Here is a 20,475-nt window from a genome sequence, read left to right on the forward strand (position 1 = left end):
GCAGCTTGCGTCGGACGGGGCAGGGGGCGTAGCCTGCCCGGACCGCAGGACTGTGTTGCACAGGGCGGTCCCGCGCGGTTTTTGTCAGGCGGTCACATCATGTCCAACACCCAGCATTTTGCCTTTCTTCTGGTCGAGGAATTCTCGCATCTCGCCTTTTCCTGCGCGGTGGAACCCTTGCGCATTGCCAATCTGGTCAGCGGGCAGGACTTGTATGACTGGTCGTTCGGATCAGAGAACGGCGAGACCGCGACCTGTTCCAATGGCTCGGTGACGCTGGTGCATTACGGCTTTGATGCGATCCCGAAATGCCGCCAGCTGTTTGCCCTGTCCGGCATCCATATGCGCAATCATGTGACCAAGCCGCTGCTGGCAGCGTTGCGGCGCGAACGGGCGCGGGGCACGCGGATCGGCGCCCTGTGTTCCGGCGCATGGGTGCTGGCCGAGGCCGGGTTTCTCAATGGCATGCAGGCGGCAATCCACTGGGAATACCACGACAGTTTCATGGAGGGCTTTCCGGAGGTGAACCTGGTGCGCAGCGTCTTTGTGGCTGATGAAAAGCACATGACCGCCTCGGGCGGCACCGCCACAGCGGATCTGATGCTGCACCTGATCGAACGCGATCACGGCTATGATCTGGCGGTCGCGGTGGCGGATCAGATGGTTTACAACGCGGTGCGCAATGCAACTGCCGAGCAGAAGGTTTCGCTGCAATCGCGCAACGGCATGCGCAACCGGCATCTGGCACGGGCGATCCAGATGATGCACGACCATATAAGCGATCCCATTTCGCCTGCGCTGATTGCCGAGGATATCGGCATCTCCACCCGCCAGCTGGAGCGGCTGTTCGGCAAATACCTGAACACCTCGCCCAAGAAATATTCAATGGAGATGCGGCTGGAGCGCGCCCGCAATCTGTTGATCCAGACCGAATCTTCGGTGACCGAGGTGGCGTTGTCCTGCGGATTTGACAGCCCCGGCCATTTCTCAAGGGTGTACAAGGCTGCCTTTAACGTGACGCCAATGCTGCAACGGGGCCGGATCGACTAGGCACGCCGGAACACCGCGCGCGTCCGCAAATTCCGTGCTGGTAATCAAAGGCGTATTTCCCATATTGAAATGAAACCCTCTCATCCGAGCCGCATGCCAGGAGCCGCAGATGTCCCGCCGCCATTACAGCCTGCCGCCGCTGACCACCCTGGCCGCGTTTGAGGCCGCCGCCCGGCATCTCAGCTTTAAGAATGCCGCGCAGGAGCTGTCCGTCACCCCCGGCGCCGTCAGCCATCAGGTCAAGGCGCTGGAGGCCGAACTGCAGGCGCCGCTGTTTCAGCGCAAGCACCGCGGAGTCGAGCTGACTGAGGAAGGCGAGGCGTTGTTTGATACGCTGGCGACCTCGTTTTCAAAAATCTCGCTTAGCCTGAAAACCATCCGCGACCGCCATACCGGCGACACCGTGACCATCGGTTCCACCTCTGCGGTGGCCTCATTGTGGCTGTCGCCGTCGGTGGTGCGGTTCTGGCGCCGGCACCCGGATGTGAACGTCAACCAGATCGTCAACGACCGGCCCTTGCGCAGTATGCCCGACGTGGATTTCTACATTCGCTACGGGCGCGAGCGCGACACCAGGCTGCAACAGACCGAGTTGTACCGCGACCACCTGGTGCCGGTGGGCAACCGGGAATCAGCTGAAAAACTGACCGGCTGCCCGCTGGAGGAGCTGGCGCAGCAGCGGCTGCTGCATCTGGAATCCGACGACAAAAGCTGGACCACTTGGGCCGACTGGTTCCAGCAGCAGGGCTATGAAGGCCCCATCGCGCCAGGGGTGCGGGTCAACAACTACTCTGTTGCGCTGCAGGCTGCGCAGGACGGAACCGGGCTGGCGCTGGGGTGGCAGCGCCTGCTGAACCCTTTGCTGACCACGGGCCAGCTGGTGCCGATCGGCCCGCATGTGCTGGCCGCCCCGCACGGGTTCCACCTGGTGGGCCGCCCGGATGCGGAAATGTCGGAATCCGCCCGGTTGCTTCGCAATTGGGTGATTGACGAGCTGAGTCACGCCTCAGATGAATCCAGCTAAGGTCAGCGCGAAGTTTTCTGATATTGAGTGAATCCGCTCTCTCCTTTCAATGGCGCACAACGCGCACATCTTTATTCAGGTTTGGAGAGACCCAGATGAACAAGCATGACACGCTTGCCCCGGTGATGGCTCCGGTCAACGTGGCCAACGGCCTGCCGAACGCCCATTACATCGACCCCGCCGTCTTTGCCGAAGAGAAACGCTCGGTGCTGTTTGCCAATTGGTCCGGCATCGGCTTTGGCAAGGATGTGCCGGAACCGGGCTATGCCGAACCGGTGGATTTCCTCGGGATGCCGCTGTTGATCGTGCGCGACAATGATGGCGAAGTCGGCGTGTTTCAGAACACTTGCCGCCACCGCGGCATGATCCTGGTTGAAAAACCCGGCAAGATCCGTGGCGCCATCCGCTGCCCCTATCACAGCTGGTGCTATGGCCTGAACGGCCGCCTGGTCTCAACCCCGCATGTGGGCGGCCCCGGCAACAACAAGCATGAAGACATCAAGCTGGACGAGCTGGGCCTGGTCCGCATCCGTTCCTATGTCTGGCGCGACGTGATCTTTGCCAATGTCGACGGCAACGCGCCCGCGTTTGAGGACGCGCACGCTGGCCTTCTGGAACGCTGGAAGGAATTTGAGACCCCGGTGCATCACGGCGGCGAAACCTCGGGCTTTCAGCTGGAAGTCAAAACCAACTGGAAACTGGCGGTTGAGAACTACTGCGAAAGCTACCACCTGCCCTGGGTGCATCCGGGCTGAACAGCTATTCCCGGCTGGAAGACCATTACAACATCGAGGTTCCGGGCCATTATTCCGGCCAGGGCACCCTGGTCTATCGCCAGATGAAGGGCGAAGACGGCACAATGTTCCCGGATTTCGAAGGGCTGAGCAGCAAGTGGGATGAGGGCGGCGAATATGTGGCCGTCTACCCGAACGTGCTGCTGGGTGTGCAGCGCGACCACGCGTTTGCGATCATCCTTGAGCCGGTCGACACCGAAAACACCGTTGAACACATCGAGCTGTATTACGCCAAATCCGCCGACGACACGCCTGACCTGGAACAGCTGCGCGATGAGAACGCCAAACTGTGGAAGACCGTGTTCGAGGAAGACGTCTTTGTCGTCGAGGGCATGCAGAAGGGCCGCCACGGCGAGCTGTTCGACGGCGGCCGTTTCTCGCCTGCGATGGACGGGCCGACCCATAACTTCCACGCCTGGGTGGCCGATCAGGTGACCAAGGGCCGCGCGGCATGAGCCGTTTTTTAAACGACGGTCTGGCCAGGAATTTCCTGGCCGGAGCCTGGGCCGAGGGCGATGGCGGCAAACGCATCGCCGTTGAGGACCCGGGCAACGGCAGCCATGTGGCGGATTGTGCGCTGGCGGGCGAGGAAAGCCTGGCCCGCGCACTGGAAGCCGCCCGCGCCAGTTTTGACCGCGGCGATCTGGCGGCCATGAAGCCCGCCAAACGCGGCCAGCTGATGCAGCGCATTGCAGCGGAAATCCGCGGCATCGCGGATGAGGGCGCAGAGCTTTTGTGCCGCGAAAGCGGCAAGAGCCTCAGCGCGGCGCATGACGAATTCGAGGAAGCCGCGCAGTATTTCGAATATTACGGCGGCATGGCCGACAAGATCGAAGGCAAGTCGATCCCGCTTGGCCCGGATTACGCTGATTTTACGGTCTATGAGCCTTATGGCGTCTCTGCCCAGATCGTGCCTTGGAACTTCCCGGTGTCGATAGCCGCACGCTCGCTGGCGCCTGCGATGGCGGCGGGCAACTCGGTGATCATCAAATCGCCGGAGCTGGACCCGATGGCGCTGGCGATGCTGGGCGTGGCATTGGAACGCGCTGATGTCCCCGCGGGGACAGTGTCGATTCTGAACGGCATCGGTGCAGACCTTGGCGCGCGGCTGGTGGAAAGCCTGGCGGTGGATCAGATCGTCTTCACCGGCTCGGTCCCGACCGGCCAGGCGATCCTGCGCGCCGCGGCCAATCCGGTGACGCCTGCGCTGATGGAGCTGGGCGGCAAATCCGCGGCGGTGGCCTTTGAGGATGCCAACCTCGACACGCTGATGTCCAGCTTGCAAAGCGGCATCTTCTATAACGCCGGTCAGGTGTGTTCGGCGATGTCTCGGGTGCTGGTGCACCGTTCGATCTATGACGAGGCGGTTGAGCGCGCCGCGGCGCTGGCAAATGGTCTCAGCGTTGGCCACGGATTGGACAACCCCGGCCTCACCCCGGTGATCTCGGCGCGTCAGCTGGACGGCATCGAAACCCTGGTGGCCACCGCCCGCCAAAGCGGTGCGCGCGCGGCGTCCGGCGGCGCCCGGCTGGAGCGGGAGGGCTACTTTATGGCGCCGACCATTCTGGCGGACGTGGATCCCGCGTCCCGTGTCGCGCAGGAAGAGATTTTCGGCCCCGTCACCTGCTTCACCCCCTTCGACACCGAGGCCGAGGCGATCGCCATGGCCAACGGCACCGCGTTCGGGCTGGTGGCCGGCGTCTTTACCCGCGATCTGGCGCGGGCGCATCGCGCCGCGAACCGTCTGCGGGCGGGGCAGGTGTTTGTGAACGAATGGTTCGCTGGCGGCATCTCAACCCCGTTCGGCGGCGTTGGCAAATCGGGCTTTGGCCGTGAAAAGGGATTGGAGGCGCTTTATAATTATGTGCGCACCAAGAACATCGCGATCTCGCTGAAGGGCTGAGGGATGGAGTGTGCAGATCTCGACCGCGCACTTTTGCAGGCGCATGAAGATAAGGACAATGCCGAGCTGGTGCGGCTGTATACGCTGGCCGGGGACAGGGCTGAGGAGGCCGGCAATATCGACGCCGCCTGCTTCTACCTGACCCACGCCTTTGTCTTTGCGCTGGAAGCGGGTCTGCCGGAAGCCAGGGAACTGAACCGCCGCCTGGCGGAACGGGGCCGGGCGCATCCGCTGGATCTGTGACACAGGTTTCAGGGTGTTGTCCCCACGGGGACAGCAGCCTGTTTGGCCGGCAGGGGAGGGCCGGCCAGTTTTATTCAGGGAGAGACACTCATGATCCCCAGCAAAATGGCGGCGGTGCTGCTAACCGGCCACGGCGGCATCGAGAAACTGGAATACCGCACCGATGTGCCGGTGCCGCAACCCAAGGCCGGCGAGGTGCTGATCCGCATCGCGGCGGCGGGCATTAACAACACCGACATCAACACCCGGATCGGCTGGTATTCCAAGGCGGTGGATGCGGACACCAATGCGGGCGGCGCCACCGGGTTTGACAGCGTCGATGACGATGACGCCAGCTGGTCCGGCAAGCCGCTGGAATTCCCGCGCATTCAGGGCGCGGATGCCTGCGGGCACATCACAGCGGTGGGGGAGGGGGTCGACCCGTCCCGTATCGGCGAGCGGGTGCTGGTGCGCAATATGCTGCGCTCTTACGTCGATTACCGCCCTTTTGAATGCTGGACCCTCGGCAGCGAATGCGACGGCGGATTTGCCCAGTTCGCGGTCGCCCCGGCGCGCGAGACCCATGCAGTGAACTGCAACTGGTCCGATGCCGAGCTGGCCTCGATCCCTTGCGCCTATTCGACGGCTGAGAACATGCTGCACCGGGTTGGCCTTGGCGCCGAAACCGTGCTGATCTCGGGCGCGTCGGGCGGCGTCGGCTCTGCCGCCGTGCAATTGGCCAAGCGCCGCGGTGCCACCGTGACCGCGCTGTCCTCTGCTGCGAAGGCGGAGGAGGTGCTGGCGCTTGGCGCCGACCGTGTGGTGGACCGCAACGCGGATTTGCGCACAGAGCTGGGCGAGGGATCCGTCGATGTGGTGGTCGATCTGGTCGCTGGCCCGCAGTGGCCTGCGTTTATGGACGTTTTACGACGTGGCGGGCGTTATGCCACCGCCGGCGCCATTGCGGGGCCGATTGCTGAGATCGACGTGCGCACGCTGTACCTGAAGGACCTGACCCTGATGGGCTGCACCTTTCAGGAGGATGAGGTGTTCGCCAATCTGATCTCATATATCGAGGCCGGGGAAATCCGCCCGCTGGTCGCCAAGACTTATCCGCTGGCTGAGATTGCAACCGCGCAGGAGGACTTCCTGAGCAAGAAACATACCGGCAAGCTGGTGCTGATGATCCCGGAGGCCGAGGCGTGAAGATCAAGAAAATCGAATTGTATCAGCTGGACTTGCCCTATTCCGGCGGCACCTACATGCTGTCGGGCGGCCGGGAGTACCGCAGTTTTGATGCCTCTTTTGTGCGGATCACCACCGACACCGGGCTGGAAGGCTGGGGCGAGAGCACGCCGTTCGGCGCCACCTATATCGCCGCGCACGCCTTGGGTGCGCGAGCGGGGATCGCCGAGATTGCGCCGTATCTGCTGGACCGTGATCCGCGGCAGATGGACCGCATCAATGATGCGATGGACGAGGCGCTGGTGGGCCACAATCACGCCAAATCGGCAATTGATCTGGCCTGCTGGGACCTGTTCGGGAAATCGGTGGACCTGCCGGTCTGCGAATTGCTGGGCGGCTCTACGGGCAAACGCCTGCCGGTGATCTCTTCGATCTATGCGGGCAGCCCTGAGGACATGCGCGCGCGCGTCGCGCAGCACCGCGAGATGGGCTATCTGGGGCATTCGGTCAAGGTCGGCGCGCTGGACAGCGAAGGCGGCCCGGCGCTGGACGCGGAGCGTATCCGCGCGTCCTTGGCGGACCGGCAGCCGGGGGAGTTCTTTCTGGTCGATGCCAATGGCGGGCTGACGCCGGAGACCGCCTTGCGGATGCTGCGGATGCTGCCTGCGGGGCTGGATTTTGTGCTGGAGGCGCCTTGCAAGACCTGGCGCGAGACGATGTCGCTGCGCAAGCGCTGCAGCGTGCCGATCATCCTGGATGAGCTGGTGCAGCAGGATGAGGACATCGCGCTGATGCTGGCCGAGGATGTGGCCGACGGCATCGGCCTCAAGATCTCCAAGGCCGGCGGGCTGACCCATGGGCGGCGGCACCGGGACATGTGCCTGGCTGCCGGTGCGACGGTCAGTGTGCAGGATACGGTCGGCTCTGCCGTGGCGTTTTCCGCCATTGCGCATCTGGGCGCCACGGTGCCGGAGCGGTCCCTGCGCTGCATACTGGACTGCCGCGATATGGTGACGCTGAAAACCGCGGAATTCGACGCGCCTGTGCAGGACGGCGGCGTGCTGGTGCCGGATGCGCCGGGGCTCGGGATCACCGTTGACCGCGATCTGATGGGCGCGCCGCAGGCTGTCTGGGAAGCGTGAGATCAGCGCAAAATCCGCAGGCCTGTCGCGAATCACATGCGGGCTGCCGCAGGCGTTAGCGCCATCACATTGGACCGCCCCGGCAAGCGTTGCTTGGCCGGGGTGTTTTGTCCACAGGCAGAGCGTGCGATTGCCGCTTCCGGGTGGCGCATCTGACGTATTGGCAGGCTGCAGATGCGGCATTCTGGCTTAGAAGCTGCGATCACGGAGGAATCTGCCCGGCAAGCAGGGGGGCGGCCTTGCCATTCGGCGGCAAATTTGATTCGAGTGCGCCCGATCAAACAGGGCCGGACCCGGCTGGTGAAGAGTCAAAAGCGACCGCATCTTGCGTTTTCTTTGTCTCCGCCGCCGGAAACAGATAAGTACCGCCACGGGAATCGGCCTCACAAGGACGTAGCGCAAATATGAAGACATTTAACTTGAGGAAGGGGCTGGATCTGCCGGTGACAGGCGCGCCGGAACAGACCATTCACCCCGGCCCGGCCATCACTTCGGTGGCGGTTCTGGGCCCCGATTATCTGGGTTTGAAACCCCGCATGCTGGTGCAGGAAGGCGAGGAGGTCCAGCGCGGAACTCCGCTGTTCTGCCACAAGGATGCCGAAGCCGCGATGATGGTCGCGCCGATGACCGGCAAGGTCGTGGCGATCAACCGCGGTGCGCGCCGGGTGCTGGAAAGCGTGGTGATCGCGGTTTCCGATGCGGATGACAACGGCGTTGATTTCTCGGCCACCGGCAATGCCGATACTGCCGAGGGGCTGACCGAAAAGCTGTGCGCGGCTGGTTTGTGGACCGCGTTCCGCACCCGTCCTTATTCCAAGATGCCGCAGCCGGGTTCCAAGCCGGGCGCGATTTTTGTGACGGCGATCGACAGCGAGCCGCTGGCGGCTGACGCTGCCGTGATCATCAATGATGCGGCTGAGGCATTTGCGGCAGGTCTGAAAGCGCTGACCCTGCTGACCGAGGGCACCACCTATTTGTGCCAGAAGGCAGGCGACAGCATTCCGGGCACCGATGTTGCCGGGGTTGAGGCGGCGGCCTTCTCCGGCCCGCACCCTGCAGGTCTTGCCGGGACCCACATCCATTTCCTGAAACCGCTGCGCGCCGAGGATCAGGTCTGGACGATTTCCTATCAGGATGTGATCGCCATCGGCCGCCTGCTGCTGACCGGCCATCTGGACCCCTCCATTGTTGTAGCGCTCGCCGGGCCTGCGGCGCGCGAGCCGCGTCTGGTCCGCACCGTGACGGGGGCCTCCACCGATGAGCTGACCCGCGGCGAGATTGCTGCGGACGGCCCGGTGCGGGTGATTTCCGGCTCTATCCTGTCGGGCCGTCAGGCTGCGGGTCCGTTTGCCTATCTGGGCCGGTTCGCACGTCAGGTTGCCCTGATGGAAGAAGACCGCAAGCAGATCCCGCTGGGCTGGATCCGCCCCATGGGCGGCAAATACGCGGTGCAGCCGGTGCTGGGGTCCGCCCTGTCGCGCAAGCTGTTCAGCCTGACCAGCAATCTGAACGGCGGCCGCCGCGCGATGGTGCCCACCGGCACGTTCGAACAGCTGATGCCGCAGGACTATCTGCCGACACAGCTGTTGCGGGCATTGCTGGTGATGGACACCGACACCGCGCAGGCGCTGGGTGCGCTGGAGCTGGACGAAGAGGACATGGGCCTCGTCGGTTTTGCCTGCCCCGCCAAATATGAATACGGGCAAGCGCTGCGCGACTGCCTCGCCAAGATTGAAAAGGAGGGCTGAGCCGGATGGGATTGCGCAGCTTCTTTGACAGGATCGAGCCGCACTTTGAAAAGGGCGGCAAATACGAGAAACTCTTCCCCGTCTATGAGATGGTGGAGAGCTTTCTTTACACCCCCAAGACTGTGACCACCGCAGCGCCGCATGCCCGCTCATACGTCGATATGAAGCGGATCATGACCTATGTGGTGATCGCGACCATTCCCTGCATTCTGTGGGGTATGTGGAACACCGGCTATCAGGCGAACGCGGCGATTGCCGGGCTTGGCGCTGATGCCGCGACCGGCTGGCGCATTGCCATTCTGCAGATGTTCGGCATTTCGCTGGATGCGGCGAACCCGATGGCCAATATCGCGCACGGGTTCCTGTATTTCCTGCCGATCTATCTGGTGACGCTGATTGCCGGCGGCATTTTCGAGGTGATCTTTGCCACGGTGCGCGGCCACGAGGTGAACGAGGGCTTCCTTGTGACTTCGATGCTTTACACGCTGATCATGCCGGCCTCGGCGCCGCTGTGGCAGGTGGCATTGGGCATCATCTTTGGCGTGGTGATCGGTAAGGAAGTCTTTGGCGGCACCGGCAAGAACTTCCTGAACCCCGCATTGACGGGCCGGGCGTTCCTGTATTTCGCCTATCCCGCCAATATGTCGGGCGACAGTGTCTGGACCCCGGTTGACGGGTTCTCCGGCGCCACCGCGCTGGGTGTGACAGCCGCCGACGGTGTGCAGGCGCTGGCCGCCAAGGGCATCGAATGGTCGGACGCCTTCATTGGCACCATTCAGGGCAGCTTTGGCGAGACTTCGACCGTGGCCTGCGCCATTGGTCTGGCCTTCCTGCTGTTCACCAAGATCGCCAACTGGCGCCTGATCGCGGGCTGTTTGGGCGGGATGATTGCGTTCTCGCTGCTGCTGAACCTGATCGGCTCCGACACCAACCCGATGTTTGCAATGCCGTGGTACTGGCACCTGGTGCTGGGCGGCTATGCGTTCGGTCTGGTGTTCATGGTCACGGAACCTGTGTCCGCATCGCACACCAACGCGGGCCGCTATATCTATGGTGCCCTCATCGGTGTGATGGTTGTGCTGATCCGGGTGCTGAACCCGGCCTTCCCCGAAGGCATGATGCTGGCGATCCTGTTCGGCAACGTCTTTGCACCGCTGATCGACTACTTCGTCGTGCAGGCCAACATCAAACGGAGGGCGCGCCGCCATGGCTGATACCCAAAGCAAGGGCCTGATCGGCCGTTTCCTTGCCGCATCGCCGGATTCGGTTGGCAAGACCGTGTTCATTGCTGTCGCCGTCTGTCTGGTGGCCTCGATGATCGTGTCTTCCGCCGCTGTCAGCTTGCGCCCGGTGCAGGAAACCAACCGCAAACGCGACAAGCAGCTGAACGTGCTGCAGGTGGCGGGATTGTATGAGCCGGGCACAGATGTCGCCGAAGCCTTTGCCGCGTTTGAACCGCAGGTGCTGGATCTGCAGACCGGTGAATTCACCGATCAGTTCGACGCCGCCAGCTTTGACGGTCTGGCCGCCGCGCAGGACCCGGAGCTGAGCCGGGCGCTGGACAATGATCCGGCCGGCATCGGCCGCCAGTCGCGCTACAAGACCGTTTACCTGCTGCGCGACGACGCGGGTACGCTGGACAAAGTGATCCTGCCGATCCACGGCTATGGCCTGTGGTCGACCCTCTATGGCTTTATCGCGGTTGAGGAGAACGGCAACGACATCTTTGGTTTGCAATTCTACCAGCACGGTGAAACCCCCGGCCTGGGCGCCGAGGTGGACAATCCGCGCTGGAAATCCCTGTGGAGCGGCAAGAAGCTGCATGACGCTGATGGCGAATTGCAGATCACCGTTGCCAAGGCGCAAGGCCCGGCCGGGCCGGAGCACCACATTGATGCGCTGGCCGGTGCGACGCTGACCTCTGTCGGTGTCGACAACCTGGTGAAATTCTGGATGGGCGAGGAGGGTTACGCGCCCTTCCTGACCGCCCTGCAAGCGGGAGACTTCTGATGTCGCAGACCAAGAAGGAAATGCTGGTCGACCCGCTGGTCGACAACAACCCGATCACGCTGCAGGTTCTGGGCATCTGCTCGGCGCTGGCGGTGACATCGTCGCTGCAGGTGGCGTTTGTGATGACCCTGGCGGTGACATTTGTGACCGCGTTCTCGTCAATGTTCATCTCGGTCCTGCGCAACCAGATCCCCGGCTCGATCCGGATCATCGTGCAGATGGTGATCATTGCATCCCTGGTAATCCTGGTGGATCAGGTGCTGAAGGCCTATGCGTTCGAGATCTCAAAAACCCTGTCGGTCTTTGTTGGCCTGATCATCACCAACTGTATCGTGATGGGCCGCGCCGAAGCGTTTGCGATGAAGAACCCGCCGGTCGCGTCCTTTATCGACGGCATCGGCAACGGTCTGGGCTATGGGTTGATCCTGATGCTGGTCGGCGTGATCCGAGAGCTGTTCGGCTCTGGCTCGCTGTTCGGCATCACCATTCTGGAGACCGTGAACAACGGCGGCTGGTATGTGCCTAACGGCCTGCTGCTGCTGCCGCCCTCGGCGTTCTTTGTCATCGGCTTGCTGATCTGGGGCTTCCGCACCTGGAAACCGAACCAGGTGGAAGAGCGTGAATATAAAATCCAATCCGTGGAGGCGCACTGATGGAAGGGCTGATTTCACTCGCCGTCAAGGCCATCTTTGTTGAAAACCTGGCGCTGTCCTTCTTCCTGGGCATGTGTACCTTCATTGCGGTGTCGAAAAAGATCTCGACCGCGCTGGGGCTGGGGATTTCGGTCATGGTGGTGCAGGCCATCACTGTGCCGGCCAACAACCTGCTGCTGACTTACCTGTTGAAACCCGGTGCGCTGGCCTGGGCCGGCTTCCCGGATGTGGATCTGACCTTTCTTGGTCTGATTTCGTACATCGGGGTGATTGCGGCGATGGTGCAGATCCTGGAGATGATCCTGGATAAGTATTTCCCGCCGCTTTACAACGCGCTGGGGATCTTCCTGCCGCTGATCACGGTGAACTGCGCCATTCTGGGCGGTTCGCTGTTCATGGTGGAACGCGATTACAATTTTGCCGAAGCAACCACCTATGGCCTGTCTTCCGGCTTTGGCTGGGCGCTGGCGATCACCGCGATGGCCGGTGTGCGCGAGAAGCTGAAGTATTCCGACGTGCCGGACGGTCTGCAGGGCCTTGGCATCACCTTTATCACCGCGGGACTGATGGCGATGGCCTTTATGTCCTTCAGCGGCGTCAAACTGTAAGGAGAGCGCGGAAACATGGAAACTTTCACGCTCGGCGTAGCCCTTTTCACGGTGATCGTGCTGGCGCTGGTGACCATCATCCTGGTCGCCCGTTCCCGCCTGGTCTCAACCGGCAACGTCAATATCACCATCAACGGTGAAAAAACCATCTCGGTGCCTGCGGGCGGCAAGCTGCTGCAAACGCTGGCGGCGGAGAAACTGTTCGTCCCCTCCGCCTGCGGCGGCGGCGGCACCTGTGCCCAGTGCCGGGTGCGGGTGCATTCGGGCGGCGGGTCGATCCTGCCGACCGAGGAAAGCCATATCACCAAGCGCGAAGCGGGCTGCGGCGACCGCCTGTCCTGCCAGGTTGCGGTCAAGCAGGACATGGAAGTCGAAGTCCCCGAGGAAGTCTTTGGCGTCAAGAAATGGCGCTGCAAGGTGCGCTCGAACGACAACGTGGCGACCTTTATCAAGGCGCTGGTGCTGGAACTGCCCGAAGGCGAGGATGTGAACTTCCGCGCCGGCGGCTACATCCAGATCGAGGCACCCGCGCACCAGCTGGCCTATACCGACTTCGACATCCAGGAAGAATACCGCGAGGACTGGGACCGTTTCAATCTGTGGCAGTATAAGTCCCAGGTGAACGAACCGGTTGAACGCGCCTATTCAATGGCGAACTACCCGGACGAAAAGGGCATTATCATGCTGAACGTCCGTGTCGCCTCGCCGCCTCCGGGATCCGAGGGCATTCCTGCGGGCATGATGTCGTCCTACATCTTCAACCTGAAGCCGGGTGATGAAGTCACTATTTCCGGTCCGTTCGGCGAATTCTTTGCCCGCGACACCCAAAAGGAAATGGTGTTCATCGGCGGCGGTGCCGGCATGGCGCCGATGCGCAGCCACATCTTCGACCAGCTGAAGCGGCTGCAGAACCGCGACCGCAAGATCAGCTTCTGGTACGGTGCGCGTTCCAAGAAAGAGATGTTCTTTGTCGAGGATTTCGACAGCCTGGCCGAGGAGTTCGACAACTTTGACTGGCATGTGGCGCTGTCGGATGCCCAGCCCGAGGACGATTGGAAAGGCTATACCGGCTTTATCCATAACGTTCTGTTCGAGGAATACCTCAAGAACCATCCGGCGCCGGAAGACTGCGAATTCTACATGTGCGGCCCGCCGATCATGAACCAGTCGGTTATCAACATGCTGCTGGATCTGGGTGTGGACCGCGAGGACATCATGCTGGACGACTTCGGCGGCTAAGCCGGAACGCAGCGCGGAAAATCAAAAGCCCGGATGTTTTCATCCGGGGCTTTCTTTGTTCCAACGCCTGGCGGCGTTTACTGTGCTCTCATCTCGGTGCTGATGCGGATGGTGATCGGCCCGGTGGAAAAGCCGCCGACGCCGAAGGCCTGATGGTCGATGGTGGTGCTGGCCTTAAACGCAGCCCAGTCGCCCTGGTAATATTCAATCGCGCCGCCCAGCGGATGCGGGCCGAAATGGGTCAAGGTGGTTTCCAGCACAACCGGCTTGGTGGTGCCATGGATGGTCAGGTCGCCGGTGACATTGGCCGTGTTTTCGCCGGTCTTTTCAACGCTGGTGCTGACAAAGGTGATTTCGGGATAGGTCGCAACCTCCAGAAAATCGGCGCTGGAAATGTGATCGTCCAGCGGGCCAAAGCCGGTGGCCAGGCTGTCTGTCTTGATGGTGACATTCAACGATGCGGCTTCGGGGTTTTCGGGGTCGATTTCCAGCGTGCCCTCGGCTTGGGTGAACTCGCCGGACTGGACCGAAACGCCGGCGTGGCTCCAGCTGAACTGAACTTCGGTGTGGCCCTGATCGGTTTTATACGTGGCAGCAAAAGCGGCGGGCGCGGCCAGCAGTGCGGCGGCGGCAAGCGGTGCAATCTTGATCAGCATGACGGTATCCCTGTTTGGATTTGCCCTTGGGGCGGTATTGAATTGCGGGGTTCAATCCTGGCGCGGAACCCCGTATAGATGTTATGGCATCTATTCCGCCGCATCCGCATGCAAAAATGCCTGCCGCGTGCTTCGTTCACCAATTCGTGATTGCCTATGACGCCGAGCAAACGGGAAACCGAGATATGGATCCTGCTGAACCGGGCCTGCCGGCAGACCCATCGGGATATTGAAACGGAACTGCGCGAGGCGGGGCTGCCCGGCATGCGCTGGTACGACGTGCTGTGGGGGATCGAATTGGCGGGGGACGGCGGGGTGCGTGCTTTTGAGCTGACCAGAAACCTGCTGTTTGAGCAATCGAACCTGTCACGCATCCTGGCACAGATGGCAAAGCAGGGTCTGGTGCGCGAAGCGGTCTATGAACACGACCGGCGCGGCAAGGTGCTGCACCTGACCGCGGCAGGCGCAGCGCTGCGCCTGCGGATGTGGGGGATCTACGGTCCGGCAATCAAACGCAGCATGGCGGCGCTGGCCGAAGCAGAAGATGTTCAGTCGTTCCTGACCATTCTGCAGGAAACAGGCGGCGGGCCGTTTCCGTGACCCGCCGCCGTCAAAAACCTTAGCCGACGATCATCTGTTTCATCCGCAGGGTTTCATATTCCAGCTCTTTCAGGCGGAAATTCACCACGTCGCCCACGGTGATCATGCCGGCCAGCTTGCCGTCCTTCAGCACCGGCATGTGGCGGAAGCGGCCTTCGCTCATGGTTTTCAGCACGTCATGCAGATAGTCATCGGGGGTGCAGGATTTGACGGCTGTGGTCATCAGCGCCGAAACTTCCTGCGGCAGGGTGTGGCCGGGCGTTTCCGCCATCCGCCGCACGATGTCGCGTTCCGACAGGATGCCCTGCAGGTCGCCGTTCTGATCGGTCACCACTAGCGCGCCGATGTGTTTTTCCTTCAGCACATCCACCACATGGCCGATGGTATCATTGGGGCGCACCGCAAAGATGGCATCGCCCTTGCCCTCCAGCAGCTTGGCCACTGTTGTCTGCGAATGCGACAGGTTTGACTCGGCGGACTGGCTGTAACTGTGCTTGTCCTCCTTGTCGCCCCGCATCGGAGCTTGGTATGAGGTCGGTGCCATTGCGCGGGTCTCCTCCTATCCTGGATCAGGTGATATGCTCATCTTAACGCGGGATTACGATCCGGGAAGGGGCGAAATGACGCGAGCGCTAACATAGGCCGGAAAACAACATGTTCGACACCCTTTATCTGACCCCCGTGACCGGTGCGCTGACCGTGTTCCTGGTGGTGGTCTGCGGCCATATGTACCGGCAGACCTGGAAGAGCGAAGCGCCGAACGGTCGGCTGCGGGCCTGGCTGTTCGGGGTGCCTGCCGCCTTGGGCCTGCTGGCGCTGGCTTTTGTGCCGCTGAAGTTCTGATCCTTGGTGCGCCAAATTTGACTCTGGCGCAGGGCGGGGGCATAGCAGCGCCAGTTTTGCCGCCGGAGATGTACCAATGCCCAGAAGGTTTTTGTTTGCCCTGATCCTGCCCGCGGTGCTGGCGGTGTCCGGCTGCTGGTTCGAAAGCGCGCCGCAAGAGGTGCGGCTGTCGGGTGAAACCATGGGCACCACTTACAGCGTGATAGCGATTGGCGAGGATCTGGACGCCGAGGCGCTGGGGGCCGCGGTGGAGGGCACCCTGGCGGCCGTCAATGCCAAGATGTCGAACTGGGATCCGGCCTCGGAGGTCTCCACCTTCTCGGCCGAGCGCAGCACTGCGCCGGTGCGGGTGTCGCCGGAGTTTGCCCATGTGCTGGCTGCGGCCAATGATGTGCATGAAAAGACAGGCGGCAAGTTTGACGTGACCCTGGGGCCGCTGATCGAGCTGTGGGGCTTCGGCCCGCGCCAGCCCGAGGATCCGGTGCCGTCCGATGCCGCTATTGCCAAGGCGCTGGAAAATGTGGGACAGGCCCGGCTGCTGGTGCTGGATGCTGCGGCGGGCACGCTGAAGAAATCCGCGCCGGACACCGGCATCAACCTGTCCGCCATCGCCAAGGGCTATGGCGTTGATGCGGTGGCCGGGGCTTTGCAGGGGTTCGGTATCGAGCACTACATGGTGGAGATCGGCGGCGATCTGGTGACCAAAGGTGAAAACGCCCAGGGCGAGGCCTGGCGCATCGGCATCGAAAAACCCGATGCGGCGGCGCAGACGGTGCAACTGATTGTGCCGGTCAGCAATCTGGGGCTGGCGACATCCGGTGATTACCGGAATTACTTTGAGCATGAGGGCACGCGCTATTCCCATATCCTGGATCCGGTGGCGGGGCGGCCGGTGACGCACAGCACCACTTCGGTCACGGTGATTGCGGAAAACGCGATGCTGGCGGATGCCTGGGCCACCGCGATGCTGGTTTTGGGCCGCGAAAACGGGCTTAAGCTTGCCCAAGAGCATAAACTTGCCGTGTTTTTCATTGATCGGGACGTGCAAGCCGGTGCGGATGCCTATATGACCACTGCTAGCAGCGCATTCGAGGCGCTGACCGGAAACTGAAGCCGCGCACCAAGCCATCCTGCGAGGGACCACACATGAGCACCTTTCTTCTGGCCTTCATCCTGCTGCTGATCGTCACCCTGGGCATGTCGCTGGGCGTGATCCTGATGGGCAAGAAGATCAAGGGCAGCTGCGGCGGGCTGAATGCGATCTCGGGCGCCGACAAATGCGTGGTCTGCTCGAAGGACATCGACCCCGACAGCCCGCTGCGCGACAAGCTGCAGTGCAAGCGCGCGCGCCGGATGGTCGAACAGATGCAGCAGGAACAGGCCTGAGACCGCTCGGGACCTATCCCGCGCTGAACCTGCCCTGCACCGGAACAAGACGCCTGAACTTACTCAGCCTTTGCTGACAAAGCTGCTGCTGCGCTGGCCGGGGTTTGATCCGGTGCCCAGCCTTTGCCCAGTGAAATCTGCAACCCGGCCCAGGCCAGCGCCAGGTCACGGCGGGCGGAGATCAGGTTCAGCTCGTTGGCACGCAGTGCTTCTTCGGTGTTGAGCAGGTCGAACAAGGTGATTTCGCTGGCGGTGAAGGTTTCGCGCGCCAGATCGGCAACTTTGGTGCCCAGATTGACCGCCCGGACCTGCGCCGCGGTGCGCTGGCGGGCGGCGCGCAGCGTGCTTTGCTGGGACTGGACTTCTTCAACGGCGCCGCGCACGGCTGCGCGGTAATCGTACTCCGTCGCTTTGGCCTCGGCGATGGCCCGTTTGTGGAAGGCACGCAGCACAGGACGGTTGAACAGCGGGAAATTCAGGCTCGGACCGATGGAGTAGAGATCGGGCACATGCCGGACCGCCTGCACCGAGCCGGTAATTTCCAGCGACGGGTAGAGTTCCGCCTCGGTGACGCCGATATCGGCGGTGGCGCTGCGCAGCTGGGCCTCGGCCAGCAGGATGTCCGGGCGGTTGCGCAGCAGGGTGGCGGGCACGCCCAGTTCCGGCTTGGTCGCCGGGTAGGGCTGGCTGTAGCTGCCCTTCATCATAGCAAAAACTTCGGACGCGTCGCGGTCCAGCAAGGTGGCCAGGGCAAACACCGAGGATTCATAGCTGGCAATAAAGCCGGGCAGGTCCGCCTTGGCACTGGCGACCTGCAGTTTGGTGCGTTCCACATCCAGCGCCAGCACGGCGCGGGCTTCCTGCAGTTCAACCACGGTTCCCAGTATCTGTTCGCGCAGGCGGATCGTCTTGCGGGTGACAGCTGCGCCGCGCTGGAAAAAGCGGGCCTGGATATAGGTGCGGGTGATCGCGTCGGTGATCGCCAGCCGGGTGGTGGCCATCTGGTAAAACTGCGCGTCCCGGTCGGCAACGGCGCGTTCAGAGCGGCGCTCGAATTCGCCGAACAGGTCAAAGACGTAGGTTGCGCCAACCTCGGCAACATCCTGGCTGGAGGAATTGTTCTGGGATTCGCGGCGCGAAAAGATCGAACTGCCTTCCAGGCTGCCGCTGACCTGCTGCGGCCGGCCGCTGCCGCGGCGCAGGGCTTCGGCGGCTTTCAGGCGTTCGCGGGCGGCCTTGATGCCAAGGTTTTGCGCCAAGCCTGCGTCAACCATGCGGTTCAGCGTGGCATCGTTCAGCCCCTGCCACCAGGTCTCAGCCGCGCCCTGCGCGGTCGCATAGCTGCGGGATTGGTAATAGGCCGCCGGCACCGCAAAGTCCGGGCGCTGGTAGTCAACGCCAACAACGGTGCAACTGCACAGGATGGTCCCGGCCAGCAGCACACAACGGGCTGTCCACTTGGATCTGCTCATGACTTGCCTCTAGACGCCCGGTCTTTTTGGTGCGGGCTTTTGAAAAACCTAAACCGGGCAGCGCGGGCCGCGAACAGATTCCTGCCGCAATCAGCGTCTTTGTCGGGCACTGATGCGCGCAACCCACAACCCGGGGACTGCGCAAAATGATGCCGTCTTGCCGTTTTTGCTGTTCCGGCGCGGCGCCAGCCCGGTCATTCTCCGGTGTCAGCACGCGCAGCCCGGGAGGGCTGGAAGAGTTTACAGCAGGGCTGTCCCTGCGCTTGACGGCGGCAGGGCCCCCGTCCACTGTTTCTGAAACGGCTGAGGTGCGTCCGGTGCCGGCGCATCGGCCCCGGCTCCTTGAGCTTCTGAACCGAAATCACCACGCAAAAGTGAGACTGATCTGATGGACCTGCAAAAATTCTATATCGGCGGCGCCTGGGTGACACCGCATTCCAGCCGCGAATTCCCGGTTCTGAACCCCGCGACCGAGGGCCGGATCGGGACAATAATCCTGGGCGACGAAGTGGATGTGAACGCCGCGGTGGCGGCGGCCAAAGCGGCGTTTGAGAGTTTCTCCCGCACTTCGCGCGATGAGCGGATTGCGCTTTTGGAGCGGTTGCTGGAGATCAGCAACGCGCGCCGCGAGGAGATGGCGCAGGCATTGAGCGCGGAAATGGGCGCGCCGATCTCGATGGCGCGCGACGCCCAGGCGGATGCGGGCATCGGCCATTTGGAGGGGATTCTTGAGGCGCTGAAAACCCAGGAGCTGCGCGAAACCCTGCCCAACGGCGACATTCTGGTACGCGAGCCGATTGGCGTTTGCGGGTTGATCACGCCGTGGAACTGGCCGGTGAACCAGATCGCGCTGAAGGTGCTGCCGGCGCTTGCGACCGGGTCCACCTGCGTGCTGAAACCGTCAGAGCACACGCCGATGTCGGCAGCGGTCTATGCGCAGATGATCCATGATGCGGGCTATCCCGCCGGTGTGTTCAACCTGATCCATGGCGACGGGCCAACCGTGGGTGCGGGGCTGTCGCGGCACAGGGACGTGGACATGATGTCCTTTACCGGTTCGACCCGGGCGGGCGTTGCGGTGGCCAAGGATTCCGCGGATACGGTCAAACGGGTGACGCTGGAACTGGGGGGCAAGTCCCCGAACCTGGTGTTTGCCGATGCCGATCTGCCGGAGAAGGTAACGGCCTCGGTGCTGGAGTGCATGTATAACACCGGCCAAAGCTGCGACGCGCCGACCCGGATGCTGGTGGAGCGCAGCTGTTACGATCAAGTGCTGGAGATTGCCAAGGCGGCAGCTGAGGGGCAGGCGGTTGGTGATCCTGCGCAGGAGGGCGGCCACATCGGCCCGATGTTCGACCGCATCCAGTTCGACCGGGTACAGTCGATGATCCAAACGGGCATTGACGAAGGCGCCACGGTACTGGCGGGCGGGCTGGGCCGTCCCGAAGGGCTGGACAAGGGCTGGTACGTGCGCCCGACGGTTTTTGCCGATGTGACCAACGGGATGGCGATCGCGCAGCAAGAGATCTTTGGCCCGGTCCTGGTGATCATCCCGTTTGTGGATGAAGAAGACGCCATCCGTATCGCCAACGACACGCCTTATGGCCTGGCGGCCTATTTGCAGACCGGCAACCCGGAACGCGCGGAACGTGTCGCCGCCCGCCTGCGGGCAGGTGCCGTGCATATCAACGGCGGCGGCTTCAACTACGGCTCGCCTTTTGGCGGCTACAAACAGTCCGGCAACGGCCGCGAAGGCGGCATGCTGGGGCTGGAGGATTATCAGGAAGTCAAAACCCTGCACTTCGGCTAAGTCACTTTCCCTTCCGGCGGAATTTGCTGCCGGGAGGGGAAGGCTGCTGCCTGTGGGTTTTGCGGCGCAATCAGACAGTTTTCATGTCGCAATCCGCCAAGCTGCCCGAGGGGCCGCACTGCAGGATACA

At 62.5% G+C, this 20,475-nt stretch carries 20 protein-coding genes and 1 pseudogene; 18 read left to right on the forward strand and 3 right to left on the reverse strand.

Annotated elements, in window-relative coordinates; all coding sequences use genetic code 11:
* Positions 1 to 99 precede the first annotated feature (99 nt).
* The 13 genes and pseudogenes from ETW23_RS22575 (at position 100) to nqrF (ending at position 13,578) form a co-directional block, all read left to right on the forward strand.
* On the forward strand, positions 100 to 1,050 hold the full coding sequence (locus tag ETW23_RS22575; protein ID WP_129373078.1) for a GlxA family transcriptional regulator: 951 nt from the start codon (positions 100 to 102) through the stop codon (positions 1,048 to 1,050).
* Positions 1,051 to 1,159: 109 nt separating this feature from the next.
* Positions 1,160 to 2,074 (forward strand): LysR substrate-binding domain-containing protein, encoded by a 915-nt coding sequence (locus tag ETW23_RS22580; protein WP_134831514.1) that lies wholly within the window; start codon positions 1,160 to 1,162, stop codon positions 2,072 to 2,074.
* A 95-nt stretch (positions 2,075 to 2,169) separates the two neighbouring features.
* Positions 2,170 to 3,323, forward strand: a pseudogene (locus ETW23_RS22585) (SRPBCC family protein).
* Complete coding sequence (locus ETW23_RS22590; protein WP_134831515.1) at positions 3,320 to 4,771, forward strand: aldehyde dehydrogenase family protein; 1,452 nt, start codon at positions 3,320 to 3,322, stop codon at positions 4,769 to 4,771. The pseudogene ETW23_RS22585 and the gene ETW23_RS22590 overlap by 4 nt, the downstream one beginning before the upstream one ends.
* A gap of 3 nt (positions 4,772 to 4,774) precedes the next feature.
* Entirely contained in the window at positions 4,775 to 5,014 is a 240-nt protein-coding gene (locus tag ETW23_RS22595) for a hypothetical protein (protein WP_134831516.1), read from the forward strand.
* Positions 5,015 to 5,104: 90 nt separating this feature from the next.
* A complete protein-coding gene (locus ETW23_RS22600) occupies positions 5,105 to 6,199 on the forward strand; it encodes an alcohol dehydrogenase family protein (protein ID WP_134831517.1) in 1,095 nt (364 codons plus the stop codon).
* Positions 6,196 to 7,320 carry a mandelate racemase/muconate lactonizing enzyme family protein gene (locus ETW23_RS22605; RefSeq protein ID WP_134831518.1) on the forward strand — a complete coding sequence of 375 codons (1,125 nt, stop codon included), beginning with the start codon at positions 6,196 to 6,198 and terminating at the stop codon, positions 7,318 to 7,320. The genes ETW23_RS22600 and ETW23_RS22605 overlap by 4 nt, the downstream gene beginning before the upstream one ends.
* 404 nt (positions 7,321 to 7,724) lie before the next feature.
* Positions 7,725 to 9,068, forward strand: coding sequence for a Na(+)-translocating NADH-quinone reductase subunit A (locus tag ETW23_RS22610; protein WP_134831519.1), 1,344 nt, complete (start codon positions 7,725 to 7,727; stop codon positions 9,066 to 9,068).
* Positions 9,069 to 9,073: 5 nt separating this feature from the next.
* The gene (locus tag ETW23_RS22615) at positions 9,074 to 10,282 is read left to right on the forward strand and encodes an NADH:ubiquinone reductase (Na(+)-transporting) subunit B (protein ID WP_129373070.1); all 1,209 of its coding nucleotides are present in this window, start codon (positions 9,074 to 9,076) and stop codon (positions 10,280 to 10,282) included.
* Positions 10,275 to 11,078 carry a Na(+)-translocating NADH-quinone reductase subunit C gene (locus ETW23_RS22620; protein ID WP_134831520.1) on the forward strand — a complete coding sequence of 268 codons (804 nt, stop codon included), beginning with the start codon at positions 10,275 to 10,277 and terminating at the stop codon, positions 11,076 to 11,078. The genes ETW23_RS22615 and ETW23_RS22620 overlap by 8 nt, the downstream gene beginning before the upstream one ends.
* Entirely contained in the window at positions 11,078 to 11,731 is a 654-nt protein-coding gene (locus tag ETW23_RS22625; RefSeq protein WP_134831521.1) for an NADH:ubiquinone reductase (Na(+)-transporting) subunit D, read from the forward strand. The genes ETW23_RS22620 and ETW23_RS22625 overlap by 1 nt, the downstream gene beginning before the upstream one ends.
* Positions 11,731 to 12,339 (forward strand): NADH:ubiquinone reductase (Na(+)-transporting) subunit E, encoded by a 609-nt coding sequence (nqrE, locus tag ETW23_RS22630; protein ID WP_058284773.1) that lies wholly within the window; start codon positions 11,731 to 11,733, stop codon positions 12,337 to 12,339. The genes ETW23_RS22625 and nqrE overlap by 1 nt, the downstream gene beginning before the upstream one ends.
* Positions 12,340 to 12,354: 15 nt before the next feature.
* On the forward strand, positions 12,355 to 13,578 hold the full coding sequence (nqrF, locus tag ETW23_RS22635) for an NADH:ubiquinone reductase (Na(+)-transporting) subunit F (RefSeq protein WP_129373067.1): 1,224 nt from the start codon (positions 12,355 to 12,357) through the stop codon (positions 13,576 to 13,578).
* Positions 13,579 to 13,655: 77 nt separating this feature from the next.
* On the opposite strand, the gene ETW23_RS22640 is transcribed toward nqrF, so the two are convergent.
* Positions 13,656 to 14,234 carry a YceI family protein gene (locus ETW23_RS22640; protein WP_134831522.1) on the reverse strand — a complete coding sequence of 193 codons (579 nt, stop codon included), beginning with the start codon at positions 14,232 to 14,234 and terminating at the stop codon, positions 13,656 to 13,658.
* A 156-nt stretch (positions 14,235 to 14,390) separates the two neighbouring features.
* Here ETW23_RS22640 and ETW23_RS22645 point away from each other — a divergent pair, with 156 nt between their 5' ends.
* On the forward strand, positions 14,391 to 14,834 hold the full coding sequence (locus tag ETW23_RS22645) for a MarR family winged helix-turn-helix transcriptional regulator (protein ID WP_129373065.1): 444 nt from the start codon (positions 14,391 to 14,393) through the stop codon (positions 14,832 to 14,834).
* Positions 14,835 to 14,853: 19 nt separating this feature from the next.
* Here ETW23_RS22645 and ETW23_RS22650 read toward each other — a convergent pair whose 3' ends face one another.
* Positions 14,854 to 15,378: a CBS domain-containing protein gene (locus ETW23_RS22650; RefSeq protein WP_134831523.1), complete on the reverse strand. Its 525-nt coding sequence runs from the start codon at positions 15,376 to 15,378 to the stop codon at positions 14,854 to 14,856.
* A gap of 110 nt (positions 15,379 to 15,488) precedes the next feature.
* On the opposite strand from ETW23_RS22650, the gene ETW23_RS22655 reads away from it, so the two are divergent.
* From ETW23_RS22655 to nqrM, 3 genes are all read left to right on the forward strand, one after another.
* Positions 15,489 to 15,677: a hypothetical protein gene (locus tag ETW23_RS22655; RefSeq protein WP_129373063.1), complete on the forward strand. Its 189-nt coding sequence runs from the start codon at positions 15,489 to 15,491 to the stop codon at positions 15,675 to 15,677.
* A 76-nt stretch (positions 15,678 to 15,753) separates the two neighbouring features.
* Entirely contained in the window at positions 15,754 to 16,788 is a 1,035-nt protein-coding gene (locus tag ETW23_RS22660) for an FAD:protein FMN transferase (protein WP_134831524.1), read from the forward strand.
* Positions 16,789 to 16,823: 35 nt separating this feature from the next.
* Positions 16,824 to 17,063, forward strand: a complete 240-nt coding sequence (gene nqrM, locus ETW23_RS22665) for a (Na+)-NQR maturation NqrM (RefSeq protein WP_129373061.1) — start codon at positions 16,824 to 16,826, stop codon at positions 17,061 to 17,063.
* A 59-nt stretch (positions 17,064 to 17,122) separates the two neighbouring features.
* On the opposite strand, the gene ETW23_RS22670 is transcribed toward nqrM, so the two are convergent.
* The gene (locus ETW23_RS22670; RefSeq protein ID WP_129373060.1) at positions 17,123 to 18,535 is read right to left on the reverse strand and encodes an efflux transporter outer membrane subunit; all 1,413 of its coding nucleotides are present in this window, start codon (positions 18,533 to 18,535) and stop codon (positions 17,123 to 17,125) included.
* 388 nt (positions 18,536 to 18,923) lie between these two features.
* Between ETW23_RS22670 and ETW23_RS22675 the strand changes: the two genes are divergently transcribed.
* A complete protein-coding gene (locus tag ETW23_RS22675) occupies positions 18,924 to 20,345 on the forward strand; it encodes an aldehyde dehydrogenase family protein (RefSeq protein WP_134831525.1) in 1,422 nt (473 codons plus the stop codon).
* The last annotated feature ends 130 nt before the right edge of the window (positions 20,346 to 20,475 follow it).

The organism is Leisingera sp. NJS201, from assembly GCF_004535885.1.
Taxonomy (GTDB): Bacteria; Pseudomonadota; Alphaproteobacteria; order Rhodobacterales; family Rhodobacteraceae; genus Leisingera.

What these genes read in the sequence shown, in the direction of transcription:
- ETW23_RS22575 (WP_129373078.1), top strand. Translation starts at nt 100, where the DNA reads ATGTCCAACACCCAGCATTTTGCCTTTCTTCTGGTCGAGGAATTCTCG.
- ETW23_RS22580 (WP_134831514.1), top strand. Translation starts at nt 1,160, where the DNA reads ATGTCCCGCCGCCATTACAGCCTGCCGCCGCTGACCACCCTGGCCGCG.
- ETW23_RS22590 (WP_134831515.1), top strand. Translation starts at nt 3,320, where the DNA reads ATGAGCCGTTTTTTAAACGACGGTCTGGCCAGGAATTTCCTGGCCGGA.
- ETW23_RS22595 (WP_134831516.1), top strand. Translation starts at nt 4,775, where the DNA reads ATGGAGTGTGCAGATCTCGACCGCGCACTTTTGCAGGCGCATGAAGAT.
- ETW23_RS22600 (WP_134831517.1), top strand. Translation starts at nt 5,105, where the DNA reads ATGATCCCCAGCAAAATGGCGGCGGTGCTGCTAACCGGCCACGGCGGC.
- ETW23_RS22610 (WP_134831519.1), top strand. Translation starts at nt 7,725, where the DNA reads ATGAAGACATTTAACTTGAGGAAGGGGCTGGATCTGCCGGTGACAGGC.
- ETW23_RS22615 (WP_129373070.1), top strand. Translation starts at nt 9,074, where the DNA reads ATGGGATTGCGCAGCTTCTTTGACAGGATCGAGCCGCACTTTGAAAAG.
- ETW23_RS22620 (WP_134831520.1), top strand. Translation starts at nt 10,275, where the DNA reads ATGGCTGATACCCAAAGCAAGGGCCTGATCGGCCGTTTCCTTGCCGCA.
- ETW23_RS22625 (WP_134831521.1), top strand. Translation starts at nt 11,078, where the DNA reads ATGTCGCAGACCAAGAAGGAAATGCTGGTCGACCCGCTGGTCGACAAC.
- nqrE (WP_058284773.1), top strand. Translation starts at nt 11,731, where the DNA reads ATGGAAGGGCTGATTTCACTCGCCGTCAAGGCCATCTTTGTTGAAAAC.
- nqrF (WP_129373067.1), top strand. Translation starts at nt 12,355, where the DNA reads ATGGAAACTTTCACGCTCGGCGTAGCCCTTTTCACGGTGATCGTGCTG.
- ETW23_RS22640 (WP_134831522.1), bottom strand. Translation starts at nt 14,234, where the DNA reads ATGCTGATCAAGATTGCACCGCTTGCCGCCGCCGCACTGCTGGCCGCG.
- ETW23_RS22645 (WP_129373065.1), top strand. Translation starts at nt 14,391, where the DNA reads ATGACGCCGAGCAAACGGGAAACCGAGATATGGATCCTGCTGAACCGG.
- ETW23_RS22650 (WP_134831523.1), bottom strand. Translation starts at nt 15,378, where the DNA reads ATGGCACCGACCTCATACCAAGCTCCGATGCGGGGCGACAAGGAGGAC.
- ETW23_RS22655 (WP_129373063.1), top strand. Translation starts at nt 15,489, where the DNA reads ATGTTCGACACCCTTTATCTGACCCCCGTGACCGGTGCGCTGACCGTG.
- ETW23_RS22660 (WP_134831524.1), top strand. Translation starts at nt 15,754, where the DNA reads ATGCCCAGAAGGTTTTTGTTTGCCCTGATCCTGCCCGCGGTGCTGGCG.
- nqrM (WP_129373061.1), top strand. Translation starts at nt 16,824, where the DNA reads ATGAGCACCTTTCTTCTGGCCTTCATCCTGCTGCTGATCGTCACCCTG.
- ETW23_RS22670 (WP_129373060.1), bottom strand. Translation starts at nt 18,535, where the DNA reads ATGAGCAGATCCAAGTGGACAGCCCGTTGTGTGCTGCTGGCCGGGACC.
- ETW23_RS22675 (WP_134831525.1), top strand. Translation starts at nt 18,924, where the DNA reads ATGGACCTGCAAAAATTCTATATCGGCGGCGCCTGGGTGACACCGCAT.